At 60.8% G+C, this 17,365-nt stretch carries 15 protein-coding genes; 9 read left to right on the plus strand and 6 right to left on the minus strand.

The annotated features are described in order from the left end of the window. Window positions 1-21: 21 nt before the first annotated feature. On the minus strand, window positions 22-489 hold the full coding sequence (locus V6767_RS00765; protein WP_230719010.1) for an Lrp/AsnC family transcriptional regulator: 468 nt from the start codon (window positions 487-489) through the stop codon (window positions 22-24). Window positions 490-687: 198 nt separating this feature from the next. On the opposite strand from V6767_RS00765, the gene trxB reads away from it, so the two are divergent. The 4 genes from trxB to V6767_RS00785 all read left to right on the plus strand — a co-directional run bounded on the left by trxB (window position 688) and on the right by V6767_RS00785 (window position 5,787). Continuing rightward, window positions 688-1,665 carry a thioredoxin-disulfide reductase gene (trxB, locus tag V6767_RS00770; RefSeq protein ID WP_448471670.1) on the plus strand — a complete coding sequence of 326 codons (978 nt, stop codon included), beginning with the start codon at window positions 688-690 and terminating at the stop codon, window positions 1,663-1,665. A gap of 20 nt (window positions 1,666-1,685) precedes the next feature. After that, a complete protein-coding gene (locus V6767_RS00775; protein WP_448429865.1) occupies window positions 1,686-2,582 on the plus strand; it encodes a LysR family transcriptional regulator VtlR in 897 nt (298 codons plus the stop codon). Between the two features lie 928 nt (window positions 2,583-3,510). Then, the gene (locus tag V6767_RS00780) at window positions 3,511-4,626 is read left to right on the plus strand and encodes an alkene reductase (RefSeq protein WP_448471671.1); all 1,116 of its coding nucleotides are present in this window, start codon (window positions 3,511-3,513) and stop codon (window positions 4,624-4,626) included. A gap of 66 nt (window positions 4,627-4,692) precedes the next feature. Continuing rightward, complete coding sequence (locus tag V6767_RS00785) at window positions 4,693-5,787, plus strand: calcium:proton antiporter (RefSeq protein ID WP_448471672.1); 1,095 nt, start codon at window positions 4,693-4,695, stop codon at window positions 5,785-5,787. On the opposite strand, the gene V6767_RS00790 is transcribed toward V6767_RS00785, so the two are convergent. After that, entirely contained in the window at window positions 5,762-6,784 is a 1,023-nt protein-coding gene (locus V6767_RS00790; protein WP_448471673.1) for an NAD(P)H-binding protein, read from the minus strand. The genes V6767_RS00785 and V6767_RS00790 overlap by 26 nt on opposite strands. A 93-nt stretch (window positions 6,785-6,877) precedes the next feature. Between V6767_RS00790 and V6767_RS00795 the strand changes: the two genes are divergently transcribed. Beyond that, on the plus strand, window positions 6,878-7,813 hold the full coding sequence (locus V6767_RS00795) for a LysR family transcriptional regulator (RefSeq protein WP_448471674.1): 936 nt from the start codon (window positions 6,878-6,880) through the stop codon (window positions 7,811-7,813). Here the strand turns inward: V6767_RS00795 and V6767_RS00800 are convergent. Together V6767_RS00800 and V6767_RS00805 are read right to left on the minus strand one after the other, a co-directional pair. After that, window positions 7,776-8,909 (minus strand): transporter substrate-binding domain-containing protein, encoded by a 1,134-nt coding sequence (locus V6767_RS00800; protein ID WP_448471675.1) that lies wholly within the window; start codon window positions 8,907-8,909, stop codon window positions 7,776-7,778. The two genes, V6767_RS00795 and V6767_RS00800, sit on opposite strands and share 38 nt — an antisense overlap. 349 nt (window positions 8,910-9,258) lie before the next feature. Further along, window positions 9,259-10,461, minus strand: coding sequence for a pyridoxal phosphate-dependent aminotransferase (locus V6767_RS00805; protein WP_448471676.1), 1,203 nt, complete (start codon window positions 10,459-10,461; stop codon window positions 9,259-9,261). A 292-nt stretch (window positions 10,462-10,753) separates the two neighbouring features. Here V6767_RS00805 and V6767_RS00810 point away from each other — a divergent pair, with 292 nt between their 5' ends. Together V6767_RS00810 and V6767_RS00815 are read left to right on the plus strand one after the other, a co-directional pair. Next, the gene (locus V6767_RS00810; RefSeq protein ID WP_448471677.1) at window positions 10,754-11,140 is read left to right on the plus strand and encodes a hypothetical protein; all 387 of its coding nucleotides are present in this window, start codon (window positions 10,754-10,756) and stop codon (window positions 11,138-11,140) included. Window positions 11,141-11,247: 107 nt separating this feature from the next. Further along, on the plus strand, window positions 11,248-12,360 hold the full coding sequence (locus V6767_RS00815) for a PQQ-dependent sugar dehydrogenase (RefSeq protein ID WP_448471678.1): 1,113 nt from the start codon (window positions 11,248-11,250) through the stop codon (window positions 12,358-12,360). Between the two features lie 3 nt (window positions 12,361-12,363). On the opposite strand, the gene V6767_RS00820 is transcribed toward V6767_RS00815, so the two are convergent. After that, window positions 12,364-13,461 carry a DUF1176 domain-containing protein gene (locus tag V6767_RS00820; protein WP_448471679.1) on the minus strand — a complete coding sequence of 366 codons (1,098 nt, stop codon included), beginning with the start codon at window positions 13,459-13,461 and terminating at the stop codon, window positions 12,364-12,366. A 562-nt stretch (window positions 13,462-14,023) separates the two neighbouring features. Here V6767_RS00820 and V6767_RS00825 point away from each other — a divergent pair. Then, on the plus strand, window positions 14,024-14,239 hold the full coding sequence (locus V6767_RS00825) for a cold-shock protein (protein WP_018066559.1): 216 nt from the start codon (window positions 14,024-14,026) through the stop codon (window positions 14,237-14,239). 710 nt (window positions 14,240-14,949) lie between these two features. Here the strand turns inward: V6767_RS00825 and rpoD are convergent. Then, entirely contained in the window at window positions 14,950-17,001 is a 2,052-nt protein-coding gene (gene rpoD / locus V6767_RS00830) for an RNA polymerase sigma factor RpoD (protein ID WP_448471680.1), read from the minus strand. Window positions 17,002-17,102: 101 nt separating this feature from the next. On the opposite strand from rpoD, the gene V6767_RS00835 reads away from it, so the two are divergent. After that, a complete protein-coding gene (locus tag V6767_RS00835; RefSeq protein WP_448471681.1) occupies window positions 17,103-17,273 on the plus strand; it encodes a hypothetical protein in 171 nt (56 codons plus the stop codon). The last annotated feature ends 92 nt before the right edge of the window (window positions 17,274-17,365 follow it).

Here is a 17,365-nt window from a genome sequence, read left to right on the forward strand (position 1 = left end):
CCCTGTCTCACCGGCAGCGTCTCAGATCGCCACCAGACCTTCCTTCTTGATCTGGCGGATGGTGAGCATGGTGCGCACGGTATCGACATGGGGGTTGGCGGTCAGAACCTCGATGACGAAGTCCTGGAACTGCATCAGGTTTTCACACACGCAGTGCAGCAGGAAATCGGTCTCGCCCGAGGTCATCCAGGCCTGGCGCACGATCGGCCAGTCTTCGCTCGCGCGAGAAAACGCTTTGAGCTCCACCTCCGACTGATGCTTCAGACCGACCATGCAGAAGGCGACGAGATCGTAGCCGAGCTTCGGCCCGTTCAGCATCGCATTATAGCCCTCGATGATCCCCGCCTCCTCCAGCCGGCGCACCCGGCGCAGGCAGGGCGGAGCGGAAATGCCGACCCGCTCGGCGAGCTCGACATTGGTCATGCGGCCGTCCCGCTGGAGTTCGCGCAGGATTTTAAGATCGACAGAATCGAGATCGGCGCGCATCAAGGGCTCCTGCGGCGGGAAAAATCGGGCGTATACGCAATTTTATTACAACATACAGCCAGATTCTTTCAACTGGGAGAAATGGTCTGTTGGTAGCTTGCCGTCCGGCCTTGAAACAGACGGCCTTCCAGCCATAAATGGGGGCAGACTTGCAACTGTTGCGGCGTGCCCCTCTTTGTGGCGCGCCAAAAGGATTTTGAGATGGCAGACCACCACACCCAGGTGCTCATCATTGGTTCCGGTCCCGCCGGCTATACCGCCGCGATCTATGCGGCGCGCGCGATGATGAAGCCGGTGCTGATCGCGGGCCTCGAACAGGGCGGCCAGCTGACGATCACCACCGATGTCGAGAACTATCCGGGCTTTGCCGATCCGATCCAGGGCCCGTGGCTGATGGAGCAGATGCTCGCCCAGGCTGAAAACGTCGGCACCGAGATCGTCAACGATGTCGTGACCAAGCTCGACCTCTCCAGGCGGCCCTTCACCGCGACCACCGATTCCGGCGAGATCTGGACCGCCGATACCGTGATTCTCGCGACCGGTGCCAAGGCCAAATGGCTCGGCTTGGAGAGCGAGCAGACCTTCAATGGCGGCGGCGTTTCGGCTTGCGCAACCTGCGACGGCTTCTTCTATCGCGGCAAGGACGTGGTGGTCGTCGGCGGCGGCAATTCGGCGGTCGAGGAAGCGCTTTATCTTGCCAATATCGCCAAGTCCGTGACGGTCGTGCACCGGCGCGACACGTTCCGCGCCGAACGCATCCTTCAGGAAAGGCTGTTCGCGCTCGAAAACGTGAAGATCGTCTGGGATCACGCGGTGGAAGAAATCGTCGGCACCAGCGCCGTGCCGCCGCTTCCGCCTTCGGTGACCGGCGTTGCGGTGAAGAATGTCAAGACCGGCGAGAAGCAGACCATCCCCGCCGATGGCGTGTTCATCGCGATCGGGCACACGCCGCAGGTCGACCTGATCCGCGACCAGCTCCGCCTGAAGCCCAACGGCTATCTGTGGACCGAGCCGGGCACGACCAAGACCAGCATCGAGGGCGTCTACGGCGCCGGCGATGTCACGGACGACAATTACCGTCAGGCCGTGACGGCGGCCGGCATGGGCTGCATGGCCGCACTTGAGGCGGAACGCTTTCTGACAGGGCAAAAGACCGGCACGCTGGCTGCCGCGGAGTAAGGCAAATGAAAAGTACGAGCATGCCTCTGGACTGGGACAAGCTCAGGATCTTTCATGCCGCGGCGGAGGCAGGATCGTTCACGCATGCCGCCGACAAGCTCCATCTCTCGCAATCGGCGATCAGCCGGCAGGTCTCCGCGCTGGAACAGGATGTCGGCGTCAAGCTGTTTCACCGCCACGCCCGCGGCCTGATTCTCACCGAACAGGGCGAACTGCTTTATCGCACCGCCAACGACGTGCTGCTGAAGCTCGAAAGCGTGCGCTCGCGGCTGACCGAGACCAAGGAAAAGCCGTCAGGCAAGCTGAGGGTCACCACCACGGTCGGCCTCGGCCAGGGCTGGCTCACCGACAAGGTGCAGGAATTCCTCCAGCTTTACCCGGACATGCAGATCCAGCTCATCCTCGACAATGAGGAGCTGGACGTGAACATGCGCCATGCCGATTGCGCCATCCGTCTGCGCCAGCCGCAGCAACCGGACCTGATCCAGCGCAAGCTGTTCACCGTGCACATGCATGTTTACGCCTCGCCCTCCTATATCAACCGGCATGGCGAGCCGCAGTCGCTGGAAGACCTCGACAATCACCGAATCATCACCTTCGGCGAGCCGGCGCCCGCCTATCTGCTCGACGTGAACTGGCTGGAGATCGCCGGCCGATCTCCCGACAGCCCGCGCCCGGCGCACCTGCAGATCAATTCGCTGACCTCGATCAAGCGGGCGGCGCTCCTGGGAATCGGCATCGTCATGCTGCCGGATTATATCGTCGGCCGCGATCCCGGCCTGCTGCAGCTCGTCACCCATGCCGATGTACCGAGCTTCGACACATATTTCTGCTACCCGGACGAGCTGAAGAACTCCGCCAAGCTGAAAGTCTTCCGCGATTTCATCGTCGCCAAGGCCCGCAACTGGAGCTTCTGAGGCTCCCTCCCCCTTCGGCTGCGCGGCAATCCCTCGCTTGCAGCGGCATTATCACGAAAAACACGCGGTAAATCAGACTGCTGACAGAGCCGCGGCTTCAGAGTTTTCGATCGTTGATGCCCCACCCAGAGAGTCATGCTCGGGCTTGACCCGAGCATCCATACTGACCAACCAATTGAATTATAGGGTTGTTTTTTAACGCTGTACCAACCTGCCTGGATCCTCGGGTCAAGCCCGAGGATGACGCCGAGGGGGTGAAGAGGGCTGTCAATACTCCGGTAAATTTCGCCTATTTTTTAAGCTATATTGCCGTCCGTCCTAAATTTGAGCAAAAACTGCTGCATTTTTCATCTTTCGCATGGCAGCCATGCACAAAGATGCATTGTGAAATGCCTAATTCGGGGGCATATAGCGCGCAGCTGATGCAGGTGGTGCCCAACTTCTCCCTGGTGCACCGCAGCAGCTGTTCCCCTCTGGAGGTTTTGAGAGACCTTCTAACTCAAAGGGCCCCGGTTTTTCCGGTGGCCCTCTTTTTTTTGCCCGCAGGAATTTGTTGTTTTTTTCCGCAATCTGCGATGAAAACTATTGCAACGCGCACAAAAAAGAACCATATCGATTATAGCTGATGCGTTCGATACGGCATCCCAGCCGTATTGCAGCAGCTGTTCCCCTCTGGAGGTTTTACCTTCACACTTACAAGGGCCCCGTTTCGGAGGCCCTTTTTTTTGTGCATCGCCGGCGTCCTTCGAAACGCTGACCTTTGAGGTGCGTAAACGCTTTCTTTTGGTTTATACATTAGAGCGTAAGCCATGTAGAAAGACGGCAGGCAAGCTTGGGAAAGCTGCCGTCGCGACGGCAAGCCGGGACGGAGGCTGTAAATTGCGCCTGCGCCGGGCCTCCGCTACAAGTAGGCACCGGAAGGAATTTGATGGCTAACCTCTTTGACCCCATAACGATCGGCGATGTCACAATCGAGAACCGCATCATTATGGCGCCGCTGATGCGCAATCGCTCGCCTGAAGCCGTTCCGAACGAACTCAATGTCGATTATTACCGCCAGCGGGCAAGCGCGGGCCTGATCATTTCGGAAGCGACCGCGATCACCGAGCAGGGCCAGGGCTATTCCAACGCCCCGGGCCTCTACACCGATGCCGCGGTCGAGGGCTGGAAAAATGTCACCAGGGCGGTGCACGAGGCCGGCGGCAAGATATTCTGCCAGCTGATGCATGTCGGCCGGGTTTCGCACAAATCGCTCCAGCCCTTCGGCGACCCGCCGGTGGCGCCATCGGCCCTGCAGGCGCGCGCCAAGACCTTCGTGGTCTATTCCGATGCGACCAGCGACTTCATCGAGACCTCGATGCCGCGCGCGCTGAAGCCCTTCGAAATTTCGGGAATCATCGACGATTACCGTCGCGCCGCAGCCCGCGCGCTGGAGGCCGGCTTCGACGGCGTCGAGATCCACGGCGCCAACGGCTATCTCATCGATCAGTTCCTGCGCTCCGGCAGCAACCATCGCACCGATCTTTATGGCGGCCCGATCGAGAACCGGGCGCGTTTCATGTTCGACGTCGTCGGAACGATCTCGCGCGAGATCGGGCCAGGCCGCACGGCGATCCGGCTTTCGCCGGTGGCTCCCTCCAACGATGTTCATGACGACAATCCGCAGGTTCTGTTCAACTATCTGGCAAGCCAGCTCAGCGCCTACGACCTCGCTTATATCCATATCATAGAGGGCGCGACCGGCGGGGACCGCAATTACAGCCAGGGCCCGCGGCCTTTCGACTACGAGGAAATGCGCCAGACCTACTACCGCACGGATGGCTCCGGCGCGTGGATGCTCAACAACGGCTATGACCGCCAGCTCGCGATTGATGCGCTCGAAAACGAGCGGGCCGACCTCATCTCCTTCGGCCGCGCCTTCATCGCCAATCCGGATTTGGTGCGCCGGCTGCGGATCAATGCCCAGCTTAATGCGTTGGATCAGAGAACGCTTTTCGGCGGCGATGCCAAGGGATATGTCGACTACCCTCCCCTCGGCGGCTGATCACGTCAGGAGCGCTCAGGGATCAACGCGCCGCCATCGGCGCCATCATGGGGGCCTTGTCAATCTATGCTGACCTTTCTGCGCGGTGAAATCCTGCTGCTGCAGGCGCTTCCTGTGGGCGCGCTTGCCTGGTTCCTCGAACATGACGTTATGCATGCCGGGCAGATTTTTTCGCTTCTGGCCACGGCCCTGCTGGTCGTATCGATCGCCTGCGCCTCGATGCGGGTCGCCCACCACGCCGAAATCCTCGCCGCCAAGGCCGGCGACCCCTACGGCACCATGATCCTCACCCTTTCCGCCGTGCTGGTGGAGGTGATCATCCTCGTCATCATGATGCGCGAGAGCCAGCAGCCGACGCTGGTGCGCGACACCATCTATGCCGCCGTCATGCTGGACATCAACGGCATTCTCGGGCTGGCGGCGCTGCTTGGCGGGCTGAAGCACGGCGAGCAGCCCTATAACGATGATTCGGGAAAGACCTATTCGGTGATGATCATGACCGCCATGGGCATCTCCATGGTCGTGCCCGATTTCGTGCCGCAGGCAAGCTGGCATATCTATTCCGGCTTCACCATTGCCGCCATGATCGCGCTTTATGCGCTGTTCCTGAAGCTGCAGGTCGGCCAGCACAGCTATTTCTTCGCCTATCGCTATCCGCGCATGAAGAAGGCCACCGAAGGCGAGACCGGCCATGCAGCAGAGGAAGGCTCCACCACGACCTCCGTTATCACCCTCATCGTAGGCGTGGCCGTGATCGGGTTGCTTGCGGAGTTCATGTCCGCCTTTCTCAATGACGGGCTGGAAGGCACGGGCGCGCCGCTGGCGCTGACCGCCATTCTGGTGGCCGCGATCGCTGCCGGACCGGAAATCCTGACAGCGCTGCGAGCAGCGCTGCAAAACCGCATGCAGGCAGTCGTCAACATCGCGCTCGGCGCATCGCTTTCCACGGTGATCCTGACCGTTCCGGTGATCGAGGCGATCGCGCTTTTCACCGGCCAGCCCTTCACCATGGCGATGACCCCGGTTCAGATCACCATGACCGCCATCACGCTGGTCGTCGCCGCCATCAACATCAATGACGGCGAGACCAACGCGATCGAGGGGATGACGCATTTCGTGCTGTTTGCCACCTTCATCATGCTCTCGATACTGGGCCTTTGATGCGCAGCGGTTCCGGGGCGGAGGATCGCGGCGGGGTGACCCCGATATCCTCAAGCGCGTTGCGGATCGCGGTATCGAGCGGGATGCGCGGCTCGCGGCCCAGCACGGCAACCAGCTTTTCGTTGGTCATGTGCATCGGCTCCTTCCAGAGATAGCGCACCTCCAGCACCTCACGCATCAGGGTCATGAACGGCGCAAGCAGCGGCACCGCGAACCACGGAAAACGGCTGACTTTCAGCTTCGGATCGCCGGAGACCCGGCGGATCGCCTCCGCCATCTGCATGCCGTCGGCATCGTAAAAGCCCTCGAAATGGAAGTTGGCGAATTTCGACAACTGCCCTGCCCTGTCGTTAAGCTGCGCGAAGGTTTCGGCGAGATCGGGCAGATAGGCCCATTGATGGCCGACGCCGGGGGTTGCCGGATTGGTGATCCGGGTGAGCGGCGCATGCGGCTTGACCATCTGACCGAACCAGCTGTTGCCCGCGGCACCGCCGCCGAAGAAATCGCCCGCGCGCACCAGAATGACCTGGGTGCCCTCAAAGGCCGCTTCCCTGAGACGCTCTTCCACCGCAACCCGGATGCGTCCCTTGCGGGTGTGCGGGTTCTGCGGGCTATCCTCGTGCGGATAGGGAAACACATCGCGCCCGAAATTGTAGATCGTGGCCGGAAACAGGATGCGGGCATTGGCGAGGCGCGCCGCGCCGATGGTGTTTTCAAGCATCGGCAGAACCAGCTTGTCCCAGTCCTTGTAACCGGGCGGGTTGACCCCGTGGAATATCAGCTCCGCGCCCCGCGCCGCGTTCTCCACGTCCGCGCGGCGCATCGCGTCGCCCTTGATCCATTCATAATGCGCCAGACGTCCGTCCAATCTGGACGGGTCGCGATTGAGCGCGCGGATATGGTAGCCCCTATCATGCAGCGCCCGGGCCACCGCGCCGCCAACGCCGCCTGTGGCTCCAAGAACAAGCGCCACGGGTTGTCTGTTCATGTCCGACATTGCCGTCTCCTTCATTCGAGTGTGACTGCAATATCGGGGTAAATCTCATTAAACGGAATTGTATAAAATCGTGCTATTGATATACATATTTTTATGGATACGCAGAGTTGGGATTATTACCGCACCTTTCTTGCGGTGCTTGAAAGCGGCTCGCTTTCCGGCGCCGCGCGGCTTCTGGGTCTGACCCAGCCAACCGTTGGCCGCCATATCGAGGCGCTGGAGCGCGACGCCGGCCAGCAGCTTTTCACCCGCTCGCAGCGCGGACTGGAGCCGACCGACACTGCACGCGCGATGAGACCGCTCGCCGAGGCCATGGCCGCCTCCGCAAACGCCATGCGACGGGCCTCCTCCGAAACCCGCGACCAGATCTCCGGCAGCGTGCGCATCAGCGCTTCCGATGTCATTGCGGTCGAAGTCCTGCCGGAGATCCTCGCGCCGGTGATGGCCACCTATCCCAGGCTGGAGTTCGAGCTTTCCGTCTCCGACGCCGTGGAAGACCTGCTGAACCGCAAGGCCGATATCGCGCTGCGCATGGTCGAGCCGAGCCAGTCGGCGCTGGTGGTGCGCCATATCGGCAAAATCCCGATCGGCTGCTTTGCCCGCAACGACGTGATCGCCCGAGCCGGCACGCCGCGGACGATCGAAGACCTGAAGGGGCTGCCGACGATCGGCTTCGACCGGGAGCTCGCCTATGTGCGCGATGTGCTGGAGGCCTTTCCCGACCTTGCCCTGCCCGGCTTTACCTTCCGTTCCGACAGCAATCTCGCCCAGCTTGCCGCCATTCGCGCCGGCTGCGGGTTCGGCCTTTGCCAGCGGCCGCTCGGCGAACGCGATCCCGCGCTGACGGAGGTGCTGCACGGCCAGATCCCGTTCCAGCTCCCGCTGTGGATCGCCATGCATGAAGACCTGCGCCGCTCGCCCCGCTGCCGCGTCACCTTCGATGCGCTGGTAAAGGGCATGTCCGCCTATATCGGCAGGTCGGGCAAGGCCGCTAGCGCACGCCCGACGCCAGATAGCGCTCAAGGATGAGATGCCATTGCTGGGACTCGAGCGTCTGCAGGATCGCGATGTTGATCGCGTCGCGCTCCGGATCGTTCTGGGGAAGGATCAGGGCGTAGTTCTGCTGCATGAACTCCAGATTGCTCAGATAGAGGTCACGGTAGTTGTCGAGCGACCATTGCAGAATTGCGCGATCATAGATGAACGCGTCGATATCGTGGTTCTCGAGCGCATTGAGGCCGTCCGGGACGGTGTCGAAAGAGGTGAAGGAAAGGTTGAGCAGGCCGAGTTCGGCGGCGGCCGGCGAATCGGCGATCGTGCCGACCGTCAGCCCGGAGAGATCGTGGATGTTATCGACGAAATTGGTGTGCAGCGATGATGTCAGCCCGGCAGCAAGCTGCGCGGTGGTGATCGCGGCAAGGATCAAGGCCGTGAACATCCAGGCCATCGCCAGAAGTCTGCCGAAAAAGGTCACCGGCGCCTTGTCGCCATAGCCCACCGTGGTCATCGTCACGGTCGCCCACCAGAAGCCGGAAAACACGCCGCGCGCCGGGCGCGGCTCGAATTGCTCCGGATTGGCGCGCCGCTCCAGAAGCCAGATCAGCGCGCCGATGACGAAGACCGGCCCGGTCAGCAGGCCGAGCATATAGAGGAAGGCCGGCGAGGTCAGAAGCTGGAACATCATCGTCGGGCCGATCTTGTCGACCACGCGCAACGCGACGCCGAGATCGCCGCTGTAATAGGGCACCGAGAAATCGATCACCGCCTCGTCGGCCGCATTGATCGGCACCCCGCCCAGCGCCATGTCGAGCTTTCCGCCCGCCACATCCTGCACCATCGCATCGGGCATGGCTTGGACGAGGCGATATTCCCTGCCGAGCCGGCGGCTCATCACGTCCAGCATATCGATGCCGAGCCCGTACCAGCTGCCATCCTTGTTCTGCATGACATAGGGCGGCAGAGCATGCACGCCGACGGTCATGGGCTGATCGGCGGTTGTCTGCGGCGCTGGCGCATCCTGGGCAAAGACAGGAGTGACGGCAGCGACCAGCAGCAGACAGGCAGCCAGAAATCCCGCCGCAACAAGGCGGCGCAGCAAGACATTGTCGTGGAAAGTGTGGCGCATGATCTCCCGCACTCATTCGGTCCCCGCGCCGCCCGAAGCAAGTCCGGCAAACGCGGTGACAGTCTATAGCTGCATCACGCCGCGACCCGCAACGAAAAAGGGCGCGCCTTGCGGCACGCCGCGAGACGGCTCTCCCGCCTATCCATTCTACGGACGTCATCCTCGGGCTTGACCCGAGGATCTATCCACCGTTCCACACGAGCGGCGTTGGCGGGCCTGTAAACGGTTGTTGCAAATCTAGTTTTCGCCCGACACGCCTGTCGCGTCGATACGTGCTTAGACCCTCGGGACAAGCCCGAGGGTGACGAACGAGAGTGGGGCGAGGCTTGTCAACAAGCCGCAGCACGCCTCACTTGCAGGCGTTGCAGAAACGCTGGATGCGCATGCAGGATTCTTCCAGTTCGGCTTCCGAGGTCGCGTAGGAAATGCGGAAGTTGGGGCCGAGACCGAAGGCCGAGCCGTGAACGACGGCAATGCCTTCCGCTTCCAGAAGTTCGGTCACGAAATCCTCGTCGGTCTCCATCACCTTGCCGCCCGGCGAGGTCTTGCCCATCAGCCCGGCGCAGGACGGATAGACGTAGAACGCGCCTTCGGGCGTCGGGCACTCGATGCCGGGGGCCTGGTTGAGCATGGAAACCACCAGATCGCGACGCTTTTCGAAGGCCTTCTTGCTTTCGGCGATGAAATCCTGATTGCCGTTGAGCGCCTCGACCGCGGCCCACTGCGCGATCGAGCACGCGCCCGAGGTCTGCTGGCTCTGGATCGTGGTCATCGCGGTGATCAGCTCGGCAGGGCCGGCGGCATAGCCGATACGCCATCCGGTCATCGCATAGGCCTTGGACACGCCGTTCATCGTCAGCGTGCGGTTATAGAGGCCCGGCTCCACTTCCGCCGGCGTCACGAACTTGAAATCCCCGAAGGTCAGGTGCTCATACATGTCGTCGGTCAGGATCCAAACCTGCTCGTGCTTCATCAGCACATCGGTCAGCGCCTTCAGCTCGTCATGGGTATAGGCAGCGCCAGACGGGTTGGACGGCGAGTTGAAGATGAACCATTTGGTCTTCGGCGTGATCGCCTTTTCGAGGTCTTCGGCCTGAAGCTTGAAGCCATGCTCCTGTGTTGCCGAAACAAACACCGGCGTGCCGCCGCAAAGCGCCACCATTTCCGGATAGGAAACCCAGTACGGTGCGGGGATGATGACTTCATCGCCCGGGTTCAGCGTCGCCATGAAAGCGTTGAACAGGATCTGCTTGCCGCCCGTGCCGACAATCGTCTGCGCGGCCGTGTAGTCGAGATTGTTCTCGCGCTTGAACTTGGCGGCGATCGCCTCGCGCAGCGGCTGGATGCCGGCAACCGGCGTATACTTCGTCTCGCCGCGGTTGATCGCGTCGATCGCGGCGGCCTTGATGTTGTCGGGCGTATCGAAATCGGGCTCGCCCGCGCCAAGGCTGATGACATCGCGGCCTTTCGCTTTGAGTTCGCGCGCTTTCTGGGCCACGGCGATGGTGGCGGAAGGCTTCACACGAGAGAGAGCGTCAGCAAGAAGGGCCATTTTCAATGTCCTGATATCTAGATTGATCCTTGGAAAGCGCTGCAGCGAGCGACAACTTCCAAGCGTTTGGTCTAAACGCAATTCGCCTGCGGTTTCAAGCGCTATCGTCGCGGATTGACCGTTTCAGCGCACAACCGGAGATATTCCGCCGTCTCAACTTCAGTGGCGGCACAAATCCGCTCCCATGATTCCGCCTCAAAATGGTTCGTGTTCGACCATCATTCATCCAGAAGGCGACGTATTTACATGGCGTTATGACGATGCGCTGAAACATTGCCGAAGGAGAAGGCACATGAGGATGGTCAAACGGATGGCGAGAGGGATCGCCAGGCGCTCGATTTTCATCAAACGCGGGATTTTTGCTTTTGCGGCGCTGCCGGTTCTGACGGCGTTCGCGCCGGCCGTGGCTTCGGCCGACCAGGCATGGCAATCCGCCCCTCTGCCGGGAACGAATGGCGGGGCAATGCTGTTTGACGGCTACCTGCCCTTTTCCTCGCCGGGCGGCAGCGCGCTTCAGGGCCTTCTGTCCCACACCGCCGCGCGCGATCTGATGATCGCGGCGATGTTTGCGATCTGCCTCGCCATGGTCGTCGGCGCGTCCTACCTATGGCGCGAAAATGTGAGCCATCTGAAGGCCGACGCCGAGCGCAGGCAACGCAACGACCTCAAGGACTTCTGAACAGAAGCTTCGCGTTCCGTGTCGCGGTTCACGGGTTTGTGTAAGCCGCGCCACTTGAGCAGCGCGCGGAGCGCCATACGTCACCGGTAAAACGAGAGGAGACTTTTATGAAAGCCACCCCCGTCCTGGCCGGCATGATCGCGGCCCTTGCCTTTTCTCCGTTTCCATCCGCCGCGCAGGAGGCCACCCCGCCGCTTGAGGTCGAGCGTATCGCCCATGGTCTTGCCCACCCCTGGGCCGTCGAGGTTCTGCCCGATGGCGGCTATCTGGTTACCGAGCGGCCCGGCCGCCTCAACATCGTTTCAAAGGATGGCGCGACGCAACAGGTCAACGGTGTTCCCGAGGTCTATTCCGCCGGCCAGGGCGGCCTGCTCGATGTCGCGCTCGATCCCGGCTTCAGCGAAAACGGCCGCATCTATCTGACCGCCTCCGTTTCCGGCGACGGCGGCCAGGGAACGGCGGTCTTCCGCGCAACGCTCGACCGTCAGCAGGCGCTTCTTGAGAATGTCAGCCAGATTTTCGCGATGAACCGGTTTTCCGGCACCAATCGTCATTTCGGCTCGCGCATTGCGATCGACAGCGCCGGCAATCTGTTCTTCGGCATCGGCGATCGCGGCGAAAGCGAGCGGGCGCAGGACCCGGGCGATCACGCCGGCTCGATCCTCCACATCACGCCCGATGGCGGCATCCCGCAAAACAACCCCACGCCTGAGGGCTGGGAGCCGGAAATCTGGTCTATCGGCCACCGCAACCCGCAGGGCATCACCATCGATCCGGAGACCGGCACGCTTTACACCGTTGAACACGGCGCGCGCGGCGGCGATGAGATCAATATACCGCGCGCCGGCCAGAACTATGGCTGGCCGGAAATCTCCTACGGCGTGCATTATTCGGGCGCGAAGATCGGACAGGGCACCAAGGCGCCGGGGCTTGAACAGCCGCTCTACTACTGGGACCCGTCGATCGCGCCGGGGGCGATCGCGGTCTACCGGGGCGATATGTTTCCCGAATGGGATGGCGATTTCCTGGTCACCGCGTTGAAGGACCAGCTTCTGTCTCACATCGGCCTTGACGAGAGCGGCATGCCCGCCACCGAAAACCGGCTGTTTGCCGGCGAATTCGGCCGGCTGCGCGATGTGAAGGTCGCGCCCGACGGCGCTGTTCTGCTGGTGACGGACGAGCCCGATGGCGCGCTGTTGCGGGTCTACCGGGCCGAGTGAGCGTTACTGCTCCTGCCTCTCATCCGCCGTCATTTGCGGGCGCCAGATCTCCGGCCAGTTTTCCGGACCGATATCGACGCCGTCGCAGGCCGTCTTCGAGCGCTCCAGCGTGAGCGCCAGAGGATTGCCGGCGGCGGCCTCGTTGATCGTCCAGTAATGCGCCAACCCGCAATCGCCGAGCCCGCGACCGAGATAGACCGAAGACAACAGCTTTTCCTTCAGATCGAAATTGACGTTGTAGACGGTATCGAGAACGGTGATGCCGGCATCGCTGACATTGGGAAATTCCGCGCGGTGGAACTCGTCATCCTTGCCGACATAGAGCTGATAGGGCTGGTTATAGGCGCCGGAAGGCCCGCAGGGCAGAAGCATGATGGTGCTCTTGCCGGTGCTGAAGGCGAAGGCGTCCGCCTGATCGATATGGGATTGATCGGTATAGCACGCGCTTTCGGGATCGCTCAGATTGCGCAGAACCGAGGGCGGGAGCTGATCGTAGCTATCGATCGTCCAGATATCGACGCTTTCGGGCGGCATCTTTTCCCCGACATCGATCAGCGCATCGGTGCGACCGCCGCGGCCCTGCCAGTCGTCGATGAAGCGGGCGGCGTCGGAAAGCCCGGTCAACACGATCTCGGAGGAAAACGATCCGATCCCGCCCTCGTAGCGGATCGTCGCTCTGGCGCCGTCTGACATCTTGCGGAACAGCGCCACCAGAACCTCGGGTTCGTTGACGCCGAACATGCCAAGCGCATCCTCCCGCACGAGGCTCGCTATATCGGCGGAAAACCCCGTGACGCCATCGACCGCGATGGTGATCGCGCCGGAGGCATCGCCCCGCGGCAGGAAACCGGGCGGATAGGGAATGCTGAGGGTGAGCGGGGCCGATGGCGCGACCGAGCGCTGCCACTGGATGGCGGCAAGCGTAGCGCCGCCGCTCGCACCGGCGGCCGAGGTCAGGGATATGTTGCAGGTATAGGCGTTGTTGCAGCTGACCGCCCAGCCCTCGATCTGGCGATATTCGAAAGCGCGCGCGCCGACGGACGCGAAACAGCAGAGCACGACAACAGACGCAAGAAAGCGTATGAACATGTCACGACGCATGGCGGACCCCCGGTATTTGCCAGTCAAGTATTTGCGCACCGCCCGCGCGCTCGTCATGCTTGGCCGGTTACTCGCTCCTACACCAGCTTCGTCGGCAAAAGCTAGGCCTCCCTCCCTTAGGTCACAGGCTTTGTCGACACCGTTTCAACGGTAGCACAGCCAAAACCCGTTGACACAGTATAAAAGAAAATAGTTCCAGATAATCATTTGATTAGGGACTGGCCGTTACACGGATACCCTGCCCGTTAGCGGGCCTGAAGGTCCGATTCCAAAGTTTCGCTTGCCAAAAACCCCCAAACACCGCATTCTGTTCATGTTCGGGCATTTTGCGAGCACGGGAAGACCATATAATCTGATGCGCGCCGGAAACGCTAATTTTTCGGGCGGACCTTGATTTGGCCTGCTTTCGTTGTCCAGGCAAATCGGAACCCGCGGTAATAAAAGGCACCTTTCCTCCAAATTCGAGAAACGCCTGCGCTGCCCCTCAGGGCAAAACGAGCATCGAAATATCTGCCCCTCCCCTCCATCAGCAAGGGAATGGGCGAGAAAAGGACCTTGAAGCATGGCCGAAACTGGCATCGTAAAGTTTTTCAATACCGACAAGGGGTACGGTTTCATCAAGCCGGACAATGGCGGCGCGGACATCTTCGTCCATATTTCCGCCGTGCAGTCGTCCGGACTGACGGGCCTGACCGAAAATCAGAAGGTCAGCTACGACACCGAGCCGGACCGCCGCGGCAAGGGCCCCAAGGCCGTCAACCTGCAGGTCACGGAATAGGTTTCTGTTCCCTGCGCCACAACGCCTTGAACCGGCGCGCGGCAGGGCGCCGGTCCGTTACCGGCATGGCGGCAAACAGCGATATCGCGAAGCGGATCGGTGTATGAACTTGTCTTTCGGTCACCGGAGCGCGGCCAAGCTTCTGACGCAGCGTCGGGCACGAGAATTTCATTATCGCCGTAAATCGAGAACCCGATCTATCGGTCGCGTTTACCCTGTCGACAAACCCGCCACCCATACGAACGTCTTCCTCGGGCTTGTCCCGAGGATTTAACCACGCCTCGCTACGAGCGCAGTGAGTGACCGATAATGTTGTGTTTTCAAGTAGATTCCGTCCCGACACGCCTGTCGCGCTGAAACGTGCCTGGATGCTCGGGACAGGTCCGCACAAGACGGCGGCTCGTAAGGTTTGCTTTTTCAGGAGGCAAAAACCCAGCCTCTCAGCCGGGTTCAGACCGCGGGCAAACTCCTGAATCTGCAGTTTGACACCTTCCTGACCTTCCTCACAGGGGTCATGCTCGGACTTGAGCCGAGCATCAAGGCGACCTAAGTCATTGAATTTGTTACAATCTATTGCGAATCCTTGCCGCGCTGCCTGGATCCTCGGGTCAAGCCCGAGGATGACGCCGAATTTGAGGACAGGTTTGTCAATAAACTGAACCCGGCCTTTCAGCCGGGTTCTTGATCATCACGGTTTGGCTTTCGCCATCTCAGCTATCCAGGAAGCTCCGGAGCTTCCGCGAGCGGCTCGGGTGCTTCAGCTTGCGGAGCGCCTTGGCCTCGATCTGGCGGATACGTTCGCGGGTGACCGAGAACTGCTGGCCGACTTCTTCCAGCGTATGGTCGGTGTTCATGCCGATGCCGAAGCGCATGCGCAGCACGCGTTCCTCGCGCGGCGTCAGCGAGGCGAGAACGCGGGTCGTGGTCTCGCGGAGGTTCGCCTGGATCGCGGCATCGATCGGCAGCAGCGCGTTCTTGTCCTCGATGAAGTCACCGAGATGCGAATCTTCCTCGTCGCCCACCGGGGTTTCGAGCGAGATCGGCTCCTTGGCGATCTTCAGCACCTTGCGGACCTTTTCGAGCGGCATGTTGAGCTTTTCGGAAAGTTCCTCAGGCGTCGGCTCGCGGCCGATCTCGTGCAGCATCTGGCGCGATGTGCGGACGATCTTGTTGATCGTCTCGATCATGTGCACCGGAATACGGATCGTGCGGGCCTGGTCGGCGATCGAACGGGTGATTGCCTGCCGGATCCACCAGGTCGCATAGGTCGAGAACTTGTAGCCGCGGCGATACTCGAACTTGTCGACCGCCTTCATCAGGCCGATATTGCCTTCCTGAATGAGATCGAGGAACTGGAGGCCGCGATTGGTGTATTTCTTCGCGATCGAGATCACCAGACGGAGATTGGCTTCCACCATCTCTTTCTTTGCGATGCGCGCCTCGCGCTCACCCTTCTTGACCATGTGCACGATGCGGCGGAACTCGGCAATCGAGATGCCGGTTTCGGTCGCAAGGCTCTGAATCTCGCTTCTGATCACCTTGATATCGGCGCCATCCTGGCTGGCGAATTCCTTCCAGCCCTTGCCGGAAAGATTGCCGATCGATTTCATCCAGTTCGGGTCAAGTTCGGCGCCGTGATAATGCTCCAGGAAGTCGTCACGCTTGACGCCGCGATGGGTCGCCATGCGCAACAGCTTGCCTTCGTTTTCCACGAGCCGCTTGTTGATGTCATAGAGCTGCTCGACCAGAAGATCGATGCGGTTCTGGTTGAGCGACAGCGACTTCACAGCCGTGATCAGCCCTTCCTTGAGCTCCTTGTAGCGGCGCTCCTGGGCGTTGGTCAGCGTGCCAGTAGCGGCAAGCCGCGCCTCCACCTGCTGGTCCTGCAGCTTCCTGAGCTTCACATAGGTCTCGGCGATCAGGTCGAGCGTATCCATGACCTGCGGACGAAGTTCGGCCTCCATGGCGGCCAGCGACAGGTTGGATTCATCATCCTCCTCGTCGTCTTCCTCCGGCTGCACGCCCTCGCCGCCGACATCGGTGACGTCGTCGGAGCGCTTCTTGCGGGCCTGTTCCTTTTCCTCGGCCTTCTTGCGGTCGGCCTCGATCTTTTCAGGGCTCTGGAACTGCGGCGCAGCCTTGGCCTCGGGACCGGAATAGGTGGTCTCCAGATCGATGATCTCGCGCAGAAGAGTCGTGCCTTCGTTCAGCTCGTCGCGCCAGATGATCAGCGCCTGGAAGGTCAGCGGGCTTTCGCAAAGGCCGGCGATCATCGTCTCGCGGCCGCTCTCGATCCGCTTGGCGATCGCGATTTCGCCCTCGCGCGACAGAAGCTCGACCGAGCCCATCTCGCGCAGATACATGCGCACCGGATCGTCGGTGCGATCGGTGGGCTCTTTCTTCTTGGTTTGCGCTACAGCCGAACCGGTCGTGGTCGCGACTTCGGTGCTGTCGCTGTCATTATCGCTGTCGCTGTCGTCGGAGCTATCGTCGGAATTGTTGTCGTTATCGACTTCGTCCTCATCTTCGACGACATTGATGCCCATTTCGGAGAGCATGGACATGACGTCCTCGATCTGCTCGGAGGTTACCTCCGAGGACGGGAGAACGGAATTCAGCTCATCCATGGTGACATAGCCGCGCTTCTTGGCGGCCTTGATCATCTTCTTGACGGCGTCATCGGAAAGGTCCAGGAGAGGGCCGTCGGTACCGCCTTCGCGTTCGGTTTCGGCTTCTTCGTTTTCCTTGACTTTCGTAGCCATAAATATTGTTTCCCTGACGCTTTGTCGCTGTTGCCAAGCGGCATACCGGCAAATGATTAAGGACCTCTTTTGCGAGGTCTGCCGGATTCAAAAAACCACACATGAACAGGACAGACTTCAACGCGGCGGCTTTCATCACCCCCGGTGAATGCTGTCCAGATCATGAAAATGTGCTGCTCACTGCCATCCGCACTGGTGATTCCCAGATTTTCGCCATCCGTCAAGCGTCATTTCCATATTTGCGTGATTTCATATCGAAAATCCGCCCATGAGACGCTTCTGACGATGACAGGAACCGATGCAGCTCTCTGTCGGCCCTAGAAACGTTAATTTAGAATGCTTCGCCGCAAATACAAGTGGCGGG

The sequence above is a fragment of the Martelella sp. FLE1502 genome (genome assembly GCF_053484255.1).

Coding starts and splice junctions, on each gene's coding strand:
- trxB (WP_448471670.1), top strand. CDS start 688: ATGGCAGACCACCACACCCAGGTGCTCATCATTGGTTCCGGTCCCGCC.
- V6767_RS00805 (WP_448471676.1), bottom strand. CDS start 10,461: ATGGCCCTTCTTGCTGACGCTCTCTCTCGTGTGAAGCCTTCCGCCACC.
- V6767_RS00825 (WP_018066559.1), top strand. CDS start 14,024: ATGGCCGAAACTGGCATCGTAAAGTTTTTCAATACCGACAAGGGGTAC.
- V6767_RS00790 (WP_448471673.1), bottom strand. CDS start 6,784: ATGTCGGACATGAACAGACAACCCGTGGCGCTTGTTCTTGGAGCCACA.
- V6767_RS00800 (WP_448471675.1), bottom strand. CDS start 8,909: ATGCGCCACACTTTCCACGACAATGTCTTGCTGCGCCGCCTTGTTGCG.
- rpoD (WP_448471680.1), bottom strand. CDS start 17,001: ATGGCTACGAAAGTCAAGGAAAACGAAGAAGCCGAAACCGAACGCGAA.
- V6767_RS00775 (WP_448429865.1), top strand. CDS start 1,686: ATGCCTCTGGACTGGGACAAGCTCAGGATCTTTCATGCCGCGGCGGAG.
- V6767_RS00785 (WP_448471672.1), top strand. CDS start 4,693: ATGCTGACCTTTCTGCGCGGTGAAATCCTGCTGCTGCAGGCGCTTCCT.
- V6767_RS00820 (WP_448471679.1), bottom strand. CDS start 13,461: ATGCGTCGTGACATGTTCATACGCTTTCTTGCGTCTGTTGTCGTGCTC.
- V6767_RS00780 (WP_448471671.1), top strand. CDS start 3,511: ATGGCTAACCTCTTTGACCCCATAACGATCGGCGATGTCACAATCGAG.
- V6767_RS00815 (WP_448471678.1), top strand. CDS start 11,248: ATGAAAGCCACCCCCGTCCTGGCCGGCATGATCGCGGCCCTTGCCTTT.
- V6767_RS00835 (WP_448471681.1), top strand. CDS start 17,103: ATGAACAGGACAGACTTCAACGCGGCGGCTTTCATCACCCCCGGTGAA.
- V6767_RS00795 (WP_448471674.1), top strand. CDS start 6,878: ATGGATACGCAGAGTTGGGATTATTACCGCACCTTTCTTGCGGTGCTT.
- V6767_RS00810 (WP_448471677.1), top strand. CDS start 10,754: ATGAGGATGGTCAAACGGATGGCGAGAGGGATCGCCAGGCGCTCGATT.